The organism is Streptomyces diastatochromogenes, from assembly GCF_002242805.1.
GTDB lineage: Bacteria > Actinomycetota > Actinomycetes > Streptomycetales > Streptomycetaceae > Streptomyces > Streptomyces diastatochromogenes.
Map to the genome: position 1 here is coordinate 106460 of NZ_MCGQ01000004.1, position 12635 is coordinate 119094.

The 12635-nt window shown below is 72.6% G+C and carries 10 protein-coding genes; 3 read left to right on the forward strand and 7 right to left on the reverse strand.

The window, feature by feature from the left end:
* Positions 1–136: 136 nt before the first annotated feature.
* Genes ettA through BEK98_RS01990 form a run of 3 tightly spaced genes read left to right on the forward strand, consistent with a single transcriptional unit; the run spans position 137 to position 2895 of the window.
* Entirely contained in the window at positions 137–1801 is a 1665-nt protein-coding gene (gene ettA / locus BEK98_RS01980; protein ID WP_094214570.1) for an energy-dependent translational throttle protein EttA, read from the forward strand.
* A 6-nt stretch (positions 1802–1807) separates the two neighbouring features.
* Positions 1808–2221, forward strand: coding sequence for an acyl-CoA thioesterase (locus tag BEK98_RS01985; protein ID WP_094214571.1), 414 nt, complete (start codon positions 1808–1810; stop codon positions 2219–2221).
* The gene (locus tag BEK98_RS01990; protein WP_094214572.1) at positions 2218–2895 is read left to right on the forward strand and encodes a DUF8185 domain-containing protein; all 678 of its coding nucleotides are present in this window, start codon (positions 2218–2220) and stop codon (positions 2893–2895) included. The genes BEK98_RS01985 and BEK98_RS01990 overlap by 4 nt, the downstream gene beginning before the upstream one ends.
* A 64-nt stretch (positions 2896–2959) precedes the next feature.
* On the opposite strand, the gene BEK98_RS01995 is transcribed toward BEK98_RS01990, so the two are convergent.
* The 7 genes from BEK98_RS01995 to BEK98_RS02025 all read right to left on the reverse strand — a co-directional run bounded on the left by BEK98_RS01995 (position 2960) and on the right by BEK98_RS02025 (position 12625).
* A complete protein-coding gene (locus tag BEK98_RS01995; protein ID WP_094214573.1) occupies positions 2960–4411 on the reverse strand; it encodes a GntT/GntP/DsdX family permease in 1452 nt (483 codons plus the stop codon).
* The gene (locus tag BEK98_RS02000) at positions 4408–5355 is read right to left on the reverse strand and encodes an NAD(P)-dependent oxidoreductase (protein WP_094214574.1); all 948 of its coding nucleotides are present in this window, start codon (positions 5353–5355) and stop codon (positions 4408–4410) included. Before BEK98_RS02000 ends, BEK98_RS01995 begins: the two co-directional genes overlap by 4 nt.
* Before the next feature lie 250 nt (positions 5356–5605).
* Positions 5606–6457, reverse strand: coding sequence for a class II fructose-bisphosphate aldolase (locus BEK98_RS02005; RefSeq protein ID WP_094214575.1), 852 nt, complete (start codon positions 6455–6457; stop codon positions 5606–5608).
* Entirely contained in the window at positions 6457–7896 is a 1440-nt protein-coding gene (locus BEK98_RS02010) for a four-carbon acid sugar kinase family protein (RefSeq protein WP_094214576.1), read from the reverse strand. The genes BEK98_RS02005 and BEK98_RS02010 overlap by 1 nt, the downstream gene beginning before the upstream one ends.
* Positions 7897–7993: 97 nt before the next feature.
* Positions 7994–8689, reverse strand: a complete 696-nt coding sequence (locus BEK98_RS02015) for a FadR/GntR family transcriptional regulator (RefSeq protein ID WP_094214577.1) — start codon at positions 8687–8689, stop codon at positions 7994–7996.
* A 188-nt stretch (positions 8690–8877) separates the two neighbouring features.
* The gene (locus BEK98_RS02020) at positions 8878–9834 is read right to left on the reverse strand and encodes an ABC transporter ATP-binding protein (RefSeq protein WP_094214578.1); all 957 of its coding nucleotides are present in this window, start codon (positions 9832–9834) and stop codon (positions 8878–8880) included.
* A 166-nt stretch (positions 9835–10000) separates the two neighbouring features.
* Entirely contained in the window at positions 10001–12625 is a 2625-nt protein-coding gene (locus BEK98_RS02025) for an FtsX-like permease family protein (protein WP_107428248.1), read from the reverse strand.
* Positions 12626–12635 lie beyond the last annotated feature (10 nt).

A 12635-nucleotide genomic window follows, 5' to 3' on the forward strand; every position in this document is an offset into this window, starting at 1 on the left:
GATCAGCCATGGACGAGATCTGCGAAATCCCAGGTCACAGGCGTCCGGCTGTACTGGTTTCCATCCAGGGGTGGCGGTCAGGCAAGATGGGGTGTATCTGCCCACTGCCAGATTTCAAGCTGCCGGACGGTTTCTCTTGGCTGAGTACATTTACACCATGCGCAAGACGCGCAAGGCGCACGGCGACAAGGTCATCCTTGACGACGTAACGCTGAGCTTCCTGCCCGGCGCGAAGATCGGTGTGGTCGGCCCGAACGGTGCCGGTAAGTCGACGGTCCTGCAGATCATGGCCGGACTGCAGCAGCCTTCGAACGGTGACGCGTTCCTGTCTCCGGGCTACAGCGTCGGCATCCTGCTGCAGGAGCCGCCGCTCAACGAGGAGAAGACCGTCCTGGAGAACGTCCAGGACGGTGTCGGCGCGATCAAGGGCAAGCTCGACCGGTTCAACGAGATCGCCGAGCTGATGGCCACCGACTACTCCGACGCGCTGCTCGACGAGATGGGCAAGCTGCAGGAGGAGCTGGACCACGCCAACGCGTGGGACCTCGACGCCCAGCTGGAGCAGGCCATGGACGCGCTGGGCTGCCCGCCCGGCGACTGGCCCGTCACCAACCTCTCCGGTGGTGAGAAGCGCCGCGTCGCGCTCTGCAAGCTGCTCCTCGAGGCGCCCGACCTGCTGCTCCTCGACGAGCCCACCAACCACCTCGACGCCGAGTCCGTGAACTGGCTGGAGCAGCACCTCGCCAAGTACGCGGGCACCGTGGTGGCCATCACCCACGACCGGTACTTCCTCGACAACGTCGCCCAGTGGATCCTCGAGCTGGACCGCGGGCGCGCCTACCCGTACGAGGGCAACTACTCCACGTACCTGGAGACCAAGGCGACCCGCCTCAAGGTCGAGGGCCAGAAGGACGCCAAGCGGCAGAAGCGGCTCAAGGAAGAGCTGGAGTGGGTGCGGTCGAACGCCAAGGGGCGTCAGGCCAAGTCCAAGGCCCGTCTCGCGCGGTACGAAGAGATGGCCGCCGAAGCGGAGAAGATGCGGAAGCTGGACTTCGAGGAGATCCAGATCCCGCCGGGCCCGCGTCTGGGCAGCATCGTCGTCGAGGTCGACCAGCTCAACAAGGCCTTCGGCGAGAAGATCCTCGTCGACGGGCTGAGCTTCACGCTGCCGCGCAACGGCATCGTCGGCGTCATCGGCCCGAACGGCGCCGGCAAGACCACGCTGTTCAAGATGATCCAGGGCCTGGAGACCCCGGACTCCGGCGACATCAAGGTCGGCGAGACCGTCAAGATCTCCTACGTCGACCAGAGCCGCGAGAACCTCGACCCGAAGAAGACGCTGTGGGAGGTCGTGTCCGACGGGCTCGACTACATCAACGTCGGACAGGTCGAGATGCCGAGCCGGGCGTATGTGTCGGCCTTCGGCTTCAAGGGTCCGGACCAGCAGAAGCCGACCGGCGTCCTGTCCGGTGGTGAGCGCAACCGCCTCAACCTGGCGCTGACCCTGAAGCAGGGCGGCAACCTGCTGCTCCTCGACGAGCCCACCAACGACCTCGACGTGGAGACCCTGTCCAGCCTGGAGAACGCCCTGCTGGACTTCCCCGGCTGTGCCGTCGTCGTCTCCCACGACCGCTGGTTCCTGGACCGGGTCGCCACGCACATCCTCGCCTACGAGGGTGAGTCGAAGTGGTTCTGGTTCGAGGGCAACTTCGAGTCGTACGAGAAGAACAAGATCGAGCGGCTCGGCCCGGACGCCGCGCGTCCGCACCGCGCCACCTACAAGAAGCTGACCCGGGGCTGATCGATCTTGCGTCACATCTACCGCTGCCCCCTGCGCTGGTCCGACATGGACGCGTACGGCCATGTCAACAACGCGGTCTTCATCCGCTACCTGGAGGAAGCCCGTATCAACTTCCTGTTCCGCCCGGACAAGGAGTTCAAGCAGGGGTCCGTGGTGGCGCGGCACGAGATCGACTACAAGCGCCAGCTCGTGCACCGGCACCACCCGGTGGACATCGAGCTGTGGGTCACCTCGATCAAGGCAGCGTCCTTCACCATCACCTACGAGGTGAAGGACGAGGACGTGGTCTACGTACGGGCCTCGACGGTGGTCGTGCCGTTCGACTTCGAGACCCAGCGGCCGCGCCGGATCACCCAGGAGGAGCGGGAGTTCCTGGAGGAGTACACGGACGCGGCCGACGAGGAGGCCGTCGCCGCATGACGGTGCTCCACCTCGCCGACGAGACGGAGGCGGCCGACCTCGCCGCCTTCCTCTCCCGGCTGCTCCACTACGACCGTGGGGCCGCGGTGCGCCTGCAGGCGACCGGGACCGCACTCGCCGTGTTCGGGCGGCCGCCGTCCTTCGAGGTGCTGGCGGTCCGCGCGGTGCGGCTGGCGAAGCCGTACGAGAACGGTCTCGACCTCACGCTGGACGTGACCGTCTCCGCCGGTGAGCTGCTGGAGTCCATCGACGAGGCGGCGGCCACGGCCGTCGTCCCGTCCGCGGTGACCGGTCCGCCGTGGGCCGGGCTGCTTCCGCCCCGCGGCGGCTGGCGGACCGAGCCGGGGCTGCCGGCACCGGACGCGCTGCACGCCATGGTCGCCGCCGCCGTGGCCGAATTCCGCTCCCGTACGCAGGAGCTGGCGCCGGAGCGGCGTACCCGCGCCGAACTCGACCGGATCGGGCGGGAGATCTGGTCCCGGACGGTCGGGGACACGAACCTTCCGGTGCGCGCCGTGCACGCGGCCCAGTCGCTGGGCTTCCTGCGTCCCACGCAGACCGCGGGGAACCCGGCCCTGTTCTCGTCGGGCGCGTGGCTGCGGCTGCGCACGCCGTACGGGTCGATCGCCGTACGGCGTGCGGGACTCGGCGCGCTGGACGTCACCGTCCGCTAGGCCCTGTCGTCAAACTCCCGTCTGCCCCGCGGAGTTTGACGACAGGACCTAGGCACCGGACCGCTCAGACCAGCGGCCACAGAGCGGCGGTCAGGCCGAATCCGGCCACGCCCATCACGGTCGTCAGGACCGTCCAGGTCCGCAGGCCGGAGGCCACGTCCAGGCCGGCCAGCTTGGTGAACATCCAGTAGCCCGCGTCGTTGATGTGCGAGACGGCGAGTGCGCCCGCGCCCATCGCCAGGGCGACCAGGGACAGCTGGCCGGTGGACAGGTCGGCGCGCTGCAGCAGCGGGGTGAGGATGCCCGCCGTGGTGATCAGCGCCACCGTCGCCGACCCCTGGGCGGCGCGCAGGGCGAGCGTCATCAGGAAGGCGAGGAAGAGCGCCGGCAGGCCGGTCCGGTCCAGTACGTCGGCGATCGCGTCGCCGATGCCGCTCGCCACCAGCACCTTGCCGAAGACACCGCCCGCGCCCGCCACCAGGATCACCATGGCCACCGGGGGCAGCGCCGAGGTCATCACGTCGGCGATGCGGGCCCGCTCCCAGCCGCGGCGGGCGCCGAGGACGTACGCGCACAGGGCCACGTCGATCAGCAGGGCCACCATCGGGGCGCCGAGCACCGTGAGGACGGCGCGCGGGGCGGAGCCGTCGGCGAGGAGGTTCTGGCCCAGGGTGCCGAGGAGGATCAGCAGGATCGGGGCGACGATCAGGGCGAGGACCGTGCCGACGGAGGGCGGCTGCGAAGCCGGGTCGGTCGTGGTCGGTTCCGGCCTGGTGAGTACGGCGGTGCCGTGGCCGTCGTCGGCCTTGGGCCCGGTGGACGCGGGAGCGGAGCCGCCGCCGGTCTCGGCGGTGGTGGGCTCCTCGCCGTACACCTCCGCGTGGACCGCCGGGTCCATCGGGTACTCGCGGCGGGTCATCCGGCGGGAGACCAGGTAGCCGAACAGGATCACGACCGCGGTGACCGGGATGCCCATGAGCAGCATGAGGCCCTGGTCGGCACCGATGGCCTGGGCGACGGCGACCGCGCCGGGGTGCGGGGGCAGGAAGGCGTGCACCGTGAGCATGGCCGCGCCCATCGGGAGGGCGTAGACCAGGAGCGGCTTGCGGGAGGCGCGGGCGACGCCGTACGCGATCGGCATCAGGATGATCAGGCCGACCTCGAAGAAGACCGGGATGCCGAGGACGAAACCGGCGACGGTGAGGGCGAGCGGGGTGCGCTTGGAGCCGAAGCGGTCGATGAGGGAGTGGGCGAACGCGGCGGCGCCGCCGGAGAGTTCGATGATCCGGCCGATCATGGCGCCCAGGGCGATGATCGTGGCGATGTGGCCGAGGGTGGAGCCCATGCCCTCCTCGATGGTCTTCACCAGGTCGGCGGCGGGGACGCCCGCGGCGAGCGCGACACCGATGGAGACGACGACCAGGGCGACGAAGGGCTGCACCTTCGCGCGGAGGATGAGCAGGAGCAGGGTGGCGACGCCGACGGCGGCGATGAGGAGGAGAGCGGTGTGGCTCATCGGGTGCCTCCCTCTGGAGAGTTCGGGGACTTCGAGGACTTCGGGGACTTCGGGGAGAGGACCGTGACGACCGAGGAGTCGTCGTGGGCGGCGAGGCCCGCGGCTTCACCGAGCAGGTAGAGCTGTTGGGCGGCGGAGGCGAGCGGCACGGGCACGTGGGCGTCCTTGGCGACGCCGGTGACGATGCCCATGTCCTTCACGAAGATGTCCAGGCGAGACTTCACCTCCGGGTCCGGACCGTCCTCGTACGCCTGGACCATGCGCGGGCCGCGGTCGGCGAACATGAACGAGCCGGCGGCACCGTGGCGCAGGCTCTCCACCACCGTCGCCGGGTCGAGGCCGAGGCCGCGGGCGAGGGCGAGCGCCTCCGCCGCGGCGGCGATGTGGACGCCGGCGAGGAGCTGGTTGATCGCCTTGAGGGCCTGGCCGTCGCCGGGGCGGGGGCCGACGACCGTGAGTGTGGAGGCGAGCAGGTCGAGGACCGGGCGGGCCAGGTCGAGGGCCTTGTCGTCCGCTCCTACGACGATGAGGAGGTCGCCGTTGCCGGCGCGGACCGGGCCGCCGCTGACGGGTGCGTCGACGGTGTGGACACCGAGGTCCGCGAGGCGGGCGGCGGTGGCGCGGGCGGCTTCCGGGCCGACGGTGCTGGTGAGGATGACGGTGGCGCCGGGGCGGAGGGTGGCGGTGACGCCGTTCTCGCCGTTCTCGCCGAAGAGGGCGGTCTCGACCTGCTGCTGGTCGCGTACGGCGAGGAGGACGACGTCCGCTTCTACGGCGGCGTCGGCGGGGGTGGCGGCGGGGGTGCCGTTCGCTGCCGCGAGCTGGGCGAGGCGGGGTTCGGAGATGTCGTAGGCGGTGACGGGGAGGTGGGCGGAGAGGTGGGTGGCCATGGGGAGGCCCATGGCGCCCAGGCCGATCACTGCGGTGTGGGGACGGGGGGTCATTGGGGTGGGGTGCCTTTTCTTCTGAGCGGGGTCGGGGAGCGGTGGTGCTGTTTCCGGTGGGGTGGCCGGAGTTGGGGCTGGGCGGGGGGTGGGTTTCGCTTGCCCGCGCTTGCGGGGTGCCGCTGCGCCCACCCGTGCCGCCCCAGCGGCACGACTGCCCGCAGCTACGCAGGTGGTACGGCAGCCGCTGCTGGGTGGGCGGCGCTTCGGCGTCACGGCGGCCAGCAGCTACGTACGAAAGCTGCTGCGGCTACGCGAGTTGGGTGATGATCCGGGAAGCCGTCTCCGTCACCGCGTCCCGGCCCGCCGACCACAGGGCCACCACATCCGAGCCCGGGAGAGCCGTGGGGAGTTTGGACTCGACCGCCTGCAGATAGGCCCGGCGGAGTTCTGCGTTGACGTTGATCTTGGCCACGCCCTGGGTGAGCGCGGTGTGGAGTTGGTCGGTGGGGAGGCCGCTGGCGCCGTGGAGGACCAGGGGGACGGGGACGGACGAGTGGATCGCGGTCAGGCGGTCCAGGTCCAGGCGTACGGGGTGGGCGGTGAAACCGTGGACGTTGCCGACCGCGACGGCGAGGGCGTCGACGCCGGTCTCCGCCACGAACTCGGCCGCCTGGGACGGGTCCGTCAGCGCGGTCGCGCCGGCCGTCGCGTTCGTCGAGACGTCCTCGTCGCCCGGCAGGGCGCCCAGCTCGGCCTCCACCCAGGCGCCGTGATCGCGGGCCCGGCGTACCGCCTCACGGGTGAGGGCGATGTTCTCGGCGAAGGGGAGGTGGGAGCCGTCGACCATGACCGAGGTGTAGCCCGCCCGCAGGCAGGCGGTGATCTCGTCCAGGTCGCGGCTGTGGTCGAGGTGGACGCCGAGCGGGGCCGAGGAGGCGGCGGCCGCGTCCAGGGCGAGACGCATGAGCGGCTCGCGGCCCGCGTGTCTGAAGGGGCTCGAGCCGGCTTGGAGGATGACCGGGTGGTCGGGGTGGGTCTCGGCCGCGGCGACGATGCCCTGCACCGTCTCCAGGTTGTACGCGACGAAGCCGGGCAGGGCGCGGCCCGTTTCGTAGGCCGTCGTCAGGGCCTTCAGGCCCTCGGGTCCGGTCAGCAGCATCAGGCGGCGCTCCTCAGGAGGGCGAGGGCGTCGGCGAGGGCGTCGTCGCCGCCGACGTTCCCGGCGAACACGATGTACGGGATGCCGGCGGCCGGGCCGTCGGCGGGCTGCCACAGGGAGACGATGCCGGGCAGCAGGGTGCCGCGGGCCCAGGCGCGGCGGATCCGGAGGCCGTGCGTCGCCGTGTCGCTGGAGGTGATGCCGCCCTTGGCGATGACGAAGGCGGGGCGGTGGGTGGCCGTGATCAGGCGGACCGTTTCCACCAGGGCGGCGGAGACACTGCGGGAGATGGCCAGGCTCTCGTCCGGGTCGGCGGCCGTGACCACCGTACGGGTGGTGCGGATGACGGTGTCGGCGGTCTTCATGGCGTCGGCCGCCGAGGTGGCGATGTCCCGGATGTGCTCGTCGCGGCGGGCCGGGTCCAGGAGCTGGGCCACGTCGAGCTCGAACTCGACGACGTCTCCCGCGCGCTCGCGCAGACGGTTCAGCTGGCGGGTCGTCAGGGAGACGTGGGAGCCGACGACGATCAGGCCGTGGGGTGCGGGGGCGCGCAGTGGGGCGAGTTCGGCGGCGGTGAGCGGGGGGTGGGCGGGCTGGCCGGCCCGGGCGCGGACGAAGGAGGGGCCGACGCGGTAGAGGAGCCGGGTGCCGGACTCCTCCGCCTCGGCCGCCGCGAGGGCCAGGACGCGGAGGTCGTCGTCGCCGACCGCGTCCACCACGGCCGTGGCGCCGTCGCGCAGCGTGCGGAGCTGGTCGGCGACATGGGCGGGGCCGCCGGTGCGCAGGTCGGCGACGGTGATGCGGAGGACCTGGCCGGCGGGGACGCGGCCCTTGGTCTTCTCCTCGATCCAGTCCGGGAGGGAGGAGGAGACGTAGCCGAAGGTGGCGTCCTTGGCGAACTCGCTCTCGCCGACCGGGAGGAGGCCGTCCGGGGTGCGCATCCAGTGGGCCGAGTCGACGGTGAGCCGGCCGGCCTCGATGTACGCGGGAACCAGCACGACTCCGTCGGGGGCGGCGCCGGTCGCCGTCAACTCCTCGGCGAGGACGTCGGTTTCGAGGGGGAAGTGGCCGCGGAGGGTGGAGTCTCCCCGGGAGGCGATGACGTACGGGATGTTCTCGGCCCGGGACGCCTCGTGCAGGGCGCGGGTGATCTCGCGGTTGCGGGTGGCGGCGTCCTGCGGGGAGAGGCTGCGGGTGTTGGTGAGGACGAAGAAGGCGGGGCTGTCCTGGCGCAGGGCCCAGCGCAGGTCCTCGACCGTCCAGGTGGTGAGGACGGGGATGTCCTTCACGGTCTGGGTGCCGGTGGGGTCGTCGTCGAGGACGGCGAGGCGGGGGGCCTCGGCGACACGGGCGGCCACGTCGGCGGGGGAGACCGGCCGGACGGGTGGGACGTACCGGAGCACTTCGGACTCCGGGAGGGCATGGCGGGGTAGGGACATGGCGGTTCCTGGGGTGGGGATGCGGGTTCGGGCGTGACCGCCCGCAGCTACGGCGCCTCCTGCGGGACGCAGCTGTGGTGGAGAGGAAGCGGTCGGTTTACTCGGCCGACTTCAGTACGTGGGTGCGGTAGTCGTGCGCCGTCTGGTTCATGTGGGCGTTCATGGCCTCGCGGGCCTTGTCCGGGTCGCCGCTTTCGAGGGCCGCGAGGACCACTTCGTGGTGGGCGATGGCGTTGACCCGGATCCGGGGGACCGCGGAGGTCTCGCGGCGGCCCTCGGCGAGCAGCGGGCCGAAGGGTTCGAAGAGCAGGGGGACGAAGAGGTTGCCCGTCGCGCGCATCACCGTGGCGTGGAAGTCGATGTCGGCCTGGACGAACTTCTCCGTGTCGGCCTCGTCGGCGGCCTCCCGCATCGTGGCGAGGTGCTCGCGCAGCTCGGCGAGGTGGGTCTCGTCGCGGCGCAGCGCGGCCAGTTCCGTGGCGCCGTTCTCGATGAGGCGGCGGGCCTCGATGAGCTGCTGGGAGAGCGAGGTGTGGGCGGAGCGGGACGCGGCGCGGACCACCGGTTCCAGCGCGGTCCAGCGATCCGGCGGGTTCACGTAGGTGCCACGGCCGCGGACCACGCGTACGACGTTCTGCGCGCGCAGCTGCTTCACCGCCTCGCGCACGGTCAGGCGGCTCACGGCGGACTGCTCGGCCAGCTCGGCCTCCGGGGGGAGGGCGGCGTCCGGCGGGTACGTGCCGTCGATGATCGCGCTGAGCAGACGCTCGGCGAGGTCTTCGGAGAGCGACATCGTTGGGCCTCCGGCGGGCGTGGATCGGTGCGGGTCGGTTGCCACCGTACGGGGTGGGTGCGGTGGCGGCAGTGGGAGCCTCAGATGTCTGACGTCAGACATCTGATGTCTCTGTGTCGGTAACCATGGCACCGGGGTGGGGGCGCGTCAATACCGGGCACGCATTTCCGTTTGATTACGGAAGGTGATCAGCGGGGCTCGCTGTCGTCCGGCCAGACTCCGATGTGGTCCGGCTCCAGTTCCAGGGCCACCCGGTCGCGCATGTTCAGGGCCTTCGTGTACTCGGCGGGCAGCTGGAGGCGGCCCGCGCGGTCGAGCATGGCGTACTCGCGGGCCACCACGGTCTCGTGGCCCGTCGTGGCGTCCACCTCGCTGCGGCGCAGCACCTCGGTGGAGGTGCGGCCGTCGCGGATGGCGACCGTGCGGCGGACCTCGCCGGCCACCGCCTGGTCGTGGGTGACGATGACGATGGTGGTGCCGAGGGTCTCGTTCGCGGTGCGGAACGCGTCGAAGATCTGCGCGCCGGTCTGGGAGTCGAGTTCACCGGTGGGTTCGTCGGCGAGGAGGACCGCGGGGGCGTTCGCGAGGGCAACCGCGATCGCGGTGCGCTGCTGCTGGCCGCCGGACATCTCGTGCGGGTGGCGGTCGCGGCAGTCGGCCACCTGGAGCAACTCCAGGAGTTCCAGGGCGCGTTCGGAGCGGGCGCGGCGGCGGGTGCGGGTACCGGACAGCTGGAGCGGGAGGGCGACGTTCTGGGCCGCGGTGAGATACGGGAGCAGGTTGCGGGAGGTCTGCTGCCAGACGAAGCCGACGACCTCGCGGCGGTAGGCGAGGCGGTCCTTCGCGGTCATGGTGAGCAGGTCGCGGCCGGCGACGCGGGCCGCTCCCGCGGTGGGGGTGTCCAGGCCGGCGAGGATGTTCATGAGGGTGGACTTGCCGCTGCCCGAGGCGCCGACCAGGGCCATCAGCTCGCCCTCGCGGACGAGGAGGTCGAGGCCCTGGAGTGCCTGCACCTCCACGCCGTCCGCGGAGAAGATGCGGACGAGGCGGTCGCAGGTGATGAGGGCGTCGTGGCCGTAGGCGGGGCGGTTGCGGGTCTCGGTGACGCGGTCGGCGAGGTCGGTGAGGCTCGGGTTCGTTGTCATGGGGTCTCCTGTGTGGTTGCCCCGTGCTGCTGCTGGGCGGGGTGGGTCGCGCAGCCCGGCGCCGGCGGGGTGCCGCTGCGCCCACCCGTGCCGCCCCAGCGGCACGACTGCCCGCAGCTATGGCGGTACGACTGCCCGCACCTACGGCGGATTCCAGGGCGACTGCTCATCTCCCCTCCCCCGCCCGCAACTCCCGCACAGACCCCCGCCTCCCCGTCCACCACGCCTGCACCCCCGCCACCCCCACCGCGAGCACCACGACCGTGATCGCCGGAGCCGTCAGGGACCAGGAGTCGGGGTGGAGGGTGGCCTTGCCTGCCGGGGTCTGGGAGGTGGTCAGGGCGATGGCGGTCAGGTCGATGCCGGGGGAGAGGAGGTGGATGGCGATCCAGCCGGTCAGCGTGCCGCCGGCCGCGGCGAGGAGGGCCTGGGGGAGGGACTCCAGCACGAGCAGGCGGCGGCCCTGGGCGCGGGTGAGGCCCATCGTGCGCAGGCGGGCGAGGAGCGCGGCGCGTTCGGGAGCCGCCCGCAGCAGCGCGAGGAGCAGGGCGAGGACGGCGAAGCCGGCGCCCGCGGCCACCGCCGCCGTGTAGACGTGCCCGGCACCGGTTTGCAGGGGCGAGTCGGCGTACCCGGACCGCACCTCGGCCAGGGTCTGCACCGTGACCGAGGCGGGGGCCGCGCGGCGCAGCGCTTCCGCGTCCAGGTGGGCGCCGGTCAGCAGCAGCGTCGTCGGGCGGGCGGCCGCCGCCGGGAGCCCGGCGCGGTTCACGATCAGGAAGTCGGCGCCGGGCACGGCCGGGGTGCGGTCGAGGACGGTGGTGATCCGGACGGTGACCGCGCTGCCGTCGTTCAGCCGTACCAGGAAGGGCCGTCGGGTGCCGTACGCGCGGGCGATGGAGGGCGAGGCCAGGGCCGGGAGCGTCTTCGAGTTCTTCAACTCACCTGCCGGGAAGGTCCCCAGACCGGTGTCGGCCGCCAACCGGCCGTACGCGGCCGGGTCCACCCCGACCAGCGTCACCGCGTCCTCCTCGTCCAGCGGCTTCGCGTCGTACGCGATGCTCGCCGCCGCCACCCCGTGCACCCCGGGCAGCGCGCGCACCCGGGCGGCCAGGTCCGCCGGGAGCGGGACGGCCGCGTCCATGCGGGCGTCGGCCCCGACGGTGAGCAGGGCCGCGTGGTCCCGGGCCTCGGCCACGCCGGCCAGGACCGAGCCGCCGAAGGCCGCCGTGGTCAGCGCGGTCAGCAGGGCCAGCAGGGGCAGTACCGCGGAGGCCTGCGTGCGTCCCGCGCGGGCCAGGGACAGATGGCCCACCGCGCCGCGCAGCCGCCCGGCCGGGCGGGCGAGACGCCGCAGCAGCAGGGGGTAGAGGCGGAGCAGCAGCAGGGCCGCGATGATGCCGGTCAGCACCGGGGCCAGGGACACCAGTTGACCGGCAGACGTGCCGCTTCTGCGCAGGGTCGCCACCGCCCCGGCCGCCAGCGCCAGCAGGGTCAGCTCGGCGACCGTACGGCGCCGGGAGGGTCGTACGGCCGTCACGTCCGCACGCGGGGCCGTCAGCTGTACCGACCGGTGGGCGAGCGCGGCGCGCAGCGGGAGGGCGGCGCAGGCGGTGAGCGTGACGGCCAGCGCGGCGGCCACGGCGTGACCGGTCCGGGCGCCGGGGAAGAGGAGGAGCGCGGCGCCCAGGCCGACCGCGCCCGCGGGTACGGCGACCACGGCGGTCTCGGCCAGCAGCCGCCCGGTGAGGCCGGGCAGGGAGGCGCCCCGCGCGCGGAGCAGGGCGAGTTCGGTGCGACGGCGGTCGGCGGCCAGTCCACCCGCCATGAGCAGCACGACGACGGCGACCGTGGCGGTGCCGGCGGCGGCCACCGCGACCAGCGGGGAGATGTTCGAGCGCAGCCGGGAGAAGGCGGCGATGACGTCGTCCAGGCCGGTGTCGACGTCGCTCTCCTCGCCCGTGGCGGTACGGGCGCGCTGCAGGCCGGGGCCGGACTCCAGGGAGGCGACTCCGGACTTCAGGCGGTCCAGTTCGTGGGCGCGCAGGCCGCCGAGGTCCGGGGCGAAGTACCAGTAGCGGAAGGGTTCTCCGCGCGTGCCCACCAGTGCGGGGGCCGCCTCCTGGGGCAGCAGGAGCGCGCCGAGCCAGTAGGTCTGCGGCGGGCCGGGCTGGGGCAGCCGCATCAGACTGGGCGTGCGCAGCAGCGGGACGGTCGACCAGTAGGCGCCGGCGGGGTCGCGCGGGGCGAGGATGCCGGTGACCCGGACGGCGAGCGGGCCGCGGCCGACGCCGGGCACATGGATGACCGAACCCACCTTGATGTGCAGGCTCTTGGCGGTGGCGGCGGTGACGGCGGCCTCCACCTCGGGCGACATCGAGTCCACCGGACCCGAGGCGCGCGGCAGCCGTCCCGCGCGGACGTCGGCGTGTCCGGCCAGGCCGCTCTGCGCGACCAGCGAGACATGGGCGAGCAGACCGCTCGGGCGCGGTATCCAGGGATCGGCCACCGCCGGACTGGTCCCGGTCGCGATGCCGTACGCCGACTGGTCGCGGTCGACGGACAGCGAGCCGCCGACCGTGCCCAGCAGCTTCTCGTACTGCCGTCTCAGCACGCCGGGGCCGAGCAGCGTGTCCTGGTCGTCGCTGGACATGCCGTACAGGGGCAGCGGCGCGCTCACCCGCACGGTGGTGCGCTCGGGGCGGGCCTGGTCGATGGTGTGCACCAGCCCCGCGTCCTCGTACCGCTCGACCGCCCGTGGAAAGGCCCCCGCCAGACAGGCGGTCACCATGACCAGCAGC

Excerpts from the sequence above, each read along its gene's own strand:
- BEK98_RS02020 (WP_094214578.1), bottom strand. The coding sequence starts at position 9,834 with ATGACAACGAACCCGAGCCTCACCGACCTCGCCGACCGCGTCACCGAG.
- BEK98_RS02025 (WP_107428248.1), bottom strand. The coding sequence starts at position 12,625 with ATGGTGACCGCCTGTCTGGCGGGGGCCTTTCCACGGGCGGTCGAGCGG.
- BEK98_RS01990 (WP_094214572.1), top strand. The coding sequence starts at position 2,218 with ATGACGGTGCTCCACCTCGCCGACGAGACGGAGGCGGCCGACCTCGCC.
- BEK98_RS02005 (WP_094214575.1), bottom strand. The coding sequence starts at position 6,457 with ATGCTGCTGACCGGACCCGAGGGCCTGAAGGCCCTGACGACGGCCTAC.
- BEK98_RS02010 (WP_094214576.1), bottom strand. The coding sequence starts at position 7,896 with ATGTCCCTACCCCGCCATGCCCTCCCGGAGTCCGAAGTGCTCCGGTAC.
- BEK98_RS01995 (WP_094214573.1), bottom strand. The coding sequence starts at position 4,411 with ATGAGCCACACCGCTCTCCTCCTCATCGCCGCCGTCGGCGTCGCCACC.
- BEK98_RS02015 (WP_094214577.1), bottom strand. The coding sequence starts at position 8,689 with ATGTCGCTCTCCGAAGACCTCGCCGAGCGTCTGCTCAGCGCGATCATC.
- BEK98_RS02000 (WP_094214574.1), bottom strand. The coding sequence starts at position 5,355 with ATGACCCCCCGTCCCCACACCGCAGTGATCGGCCTGGGCGCCATGGGC.